Origin of the sequence: Arthrobacter sp. SDTb3-6 (genome assembly GCF_013376095.1) — a bacterium.
Classification (GTDB): Bacteria; Actinomycetota; Actinomycetes; order Actinomycetales; family Micrococcaceae; genus Specibacter.
This window is the reverse complement of record NZ_JAAMFN010000107.1, coordinates 1-1,438: the sequence shown is the minus strand read 5'-3', so window position 1 is coordinate 1,438 and position 1,438 is coordinate 1. Positions and strand designations below refer to the sequence as shown.

The 1,438-nt window shown below is 65.5% G+C and carries 2 protein-coding genes; both read right to left on the bottom strand.

Annotated elements, in window-relative coordinates:
- Positions 1-175: 175 nt before the first annotated feature.
- On the bottom strand, positions 176-997 hold the full coding sequence (locus G6035_RS19485) for an amino acid ABC transporter ATP-binding protein (RefSeq protein ID WP_371131080.1): 822 nt from the start codon (positions 995-997) through the stop codon (positions 176-178).
- On the bottom strand, positions 997-1,438 hold a 442-nt coding region (locus G6035_RS19480; protein WP_176618755.1), incomplete at its 5' end, for an ABC transporter permease subunit. The genes G6035_RS19485 and G6035_RS19480, both read right to left, overlap by 1 nt.

The window sequence follows — 1,438 nt, the reverse complement described above, 5'->3', positions numbered from 1 at the left end:
GTGCCGGTGCGTGGGCGCAGCATCGTTGAGGTCGCAGCCACCCGGGATGGCTTGTGGGAACTGCACGCCCGCGTCCGCGCCGCTTTAAGCGTCTAGGTCGCAGTTGTTGCCGTTTTTCGGGTGGAATTCCTGGAATAACGGCAACAACTGCGACCCAGTTGCGGGGGGCGGGGGGTTAGAGGACGCGGGAGAGGAATTCCTGGGTCCGGTGGTGTTGGGGGTTGGCGATGATTTCGCGGGGGTTGCCGGATTCGACGACGACGCCGCCGTCCATGAAGGTCAGGGTGTCGCCGACTTCGCGGGCGAAGCCGATTTCGTGGGTGACGACGATCATGGTCATGCCGGACTTGGCGAGGTTTTTCATGACTTCCAGGACGTCCCCGACGAGTTCGGGGTCCAGGGCGGAGGTGGGTTCGTCGAAGAGCATGAGTTCTGGTTCCATGGCCAGGGCGCGGGCGATGGCTACGCGTTGTTGCTGGCCGCCGGAGAGTTGGGAGGGGTAGAAGTTGGCCCGGTCGCCCAGCCCCACGGTTTCGAGCAGTTCCAGGGCCTTGAGCCGGGCTGCGGCCTTGGATTGGCGCTTGACCTGGGTGGGTGCCTCGATGACGTTTTGCAGCGCGGTCTTGTGGGGGAAGAGGTTGAAGCGTTGGAAGACCATGCCGATTTCCCGGCGTTGGGCTGCGATCTGTTTGGCGTTCAAGTCGTGCAGGCGGCCGTTGGCCTCGCGGTAGCCGATCAGGTCATCGCCGACGTAGATCCGTCCGGCGCTGATGGTCTCGAGGAGGTTCACGCAGCGCAGCAGGGTGGATTTTCCGGAGCCGGAGGGGCCGATGATGACGGCGACCTCCCCGTGCCGGACGGTCATGTCGATGCCCTTGAGGACGTGGTGGTGGCCGAAGAGCTTGTGCACGCCCTCGATGCGCACCAGGGGGGCGCCGGTGAGGGCGGGCCTGGTGTCGGTCTGCCCGGTGGCGGGTTGGCTGGTCGTTTCAGGCATCATTTGCCCCCTTCGTTCTCGCCGTTGCGGGCGCGGTGCCCGGCTGCGGGCGGTTCGTGGTGGGCGGCGGCCGTTGCGGCGGTGGCCTTCACGGGGGCCATGGTGACGTTGTCCACGCCCTTGCCGTAGTGGCGTTCGACGAAGTGTTGGCCGACCATGAGCAGGGAGGTGATGACCAGGTACCAGAACGCGGCCACGATCAGCAGCGGGATGGGCAGGTAGATGCGGTTGGCGATGGCGCTGGTCACGAACGTCAAGTCCAGGGTGAAGGGGACGGCGAGGACCAGGGAGGTGGTCTTGAGCATGCCGATGGTCTCGTTGCCGGTCGGGGGGACGATCACGCGCATGGCCTGGGGCAGGATGATCCGCCACATGACCTTGCTCTTGCGCATGCCCAGTGCCTCGGCGGCTTCCATCTGGCCGTTGTCCACGGATTTCAGC